Origin of the sequence: Turicimonas muris (assembly GCF_002221595.1) — a bacterium.
GTDB classification, from domain to species: Bacteria; Pseudomonadota; Gammaproteobacteria; order Burkholderiales; family Burkholderiaceae_F; genus Turicimonas; species Turicimonas muris.
In genome coordinates this window covers 1-742 of the sequence record NZ_NHMP01000020.1, presented here as the reverse complement: position 1 = coordinate 742, position 742 = coordinate 1, and the positions used below count along the sequence as shown (strand labels likewise).

General features: G+C 52.7%; 1 protein-coding gene. It reads right to left on the bottom strand.

Annotated elements, in window-relative coordinates; all coding sequences use genetic code 11:
• A partial coding sequence (locus tag ADH67_RS13210) for a hypothetical protein (RefSeq protein ID WP_201790829.1) occupies nucleotides 1–334 on the bottom strand: 334 nt, incomplete at its 3' end.
• Between the last annotated feature and the right edge of the window lie 408 nt (nucleotides 335–742).

The window sequence follows — 742 nt, the reverse complement described above, 5'->3', positions numbered from 1 at the left end:
GGTACAGTTTAGAAAAGGCCCTGCGAACCGCATCTGGAACGTAGGGATGTTTACTGGAACCGCCTTGGTGCCGAACGGCATGCCAGGTGGTGTGAGAGGGACGGGTAATAACCGGCCCTACTCGATTGTGGTGCGCCCAGCAGGGCGTCTTTCTGTAGGGTGCAAATCCCGAACCTGCCCGATGAGGGGAAAGGTTAGCGACTCGGCAAGGGTTCAACGGCGACGTTGAGTCTGAAGGAAGCTGATAGCAAAATGCATGTTCAACGAACAGGAAGCGGATAGGAGGCGGTCTAGGCGGGTTTGGGGGCCACACTACCCAACGCCCAATACTCATACAGGACCCTAGGACGTAGATCCGATGGACAGGCAGGAAAGAGCGACGTCATACCTGGGGAGATCTGATTTAATGCCACTGGCTACAGGGCTCGAGAGGGAACTGGATGTTAAATTAGAAGTCAGCCGAGGTCATAGTAGAGGCAACTCGAAGGACCGAACATTAACGATGTAAGTAGAGGTGATTAATCTCATGACTATTGCAGGAACTCAGACCAACGCTCTCAGAGCGTCTGTTAAAACACAAGGCGGGCAGAACTGCGCGGTGCGGTAGACAGCCGCAGCAAGAGGAGCTAGTCATGGCGAAATCACAATGGACGAAAGCAGAACCTAAAGGACTTCCGCTAATCGAGATTGTATGTTTAGTTCTCGAGGAAGCGGCCCAGAAGGTGATAAGAAATAAAGGTGC